This window comes from Nonomuraea candida, from assembly GCF_000725485.1.
GTDB classification, from domain to species: Bacteria; Actinomycetota; Actinomycetes; order Streptosporangiales; family Streptosporangiaceae; genus Nonomuraea; species Nonomuraea candida.
In genome coordinates, this window is sequence record NZ_JOAG01000202.1 from 1 (window position 1) to 242 (window position 242).

General features: G+C 68.6%; 1 protein-coding gene. It reads left to right on the forward strand.

Annotated features, from left to right (window positions below; genetic code table 11):
* The coding region (locus tag IO39_RS43705) for a HAMP domain-containing protein (protein ID WP_043637965.1) at positions 1–242 on the forward strand (242 nt) is incomplete at both ends.

Here is a 242-nt window from a genome sequence, read left to right on the forward strand (position 1 = left end):
CGCGAGGTCGGCACGGAGGGCCAGCTCGGCGGGCAGGCGCGGGTGCCCAACGTGGCCGGCACCTGGAAGAACCTCACCGACAACGTCAACTCCATGGCCGACAACCTGACCAACCAGGTGCGCAGCATCGCCCAGGTGACCACGGCGGTGGCCCGCGGCGACCTGACCCGCAAGATCGACGTGGACGCCCGGGGCGAGATCCTGGAGCTGAAGACCACCATCAACACGATGGTCGACCAGCT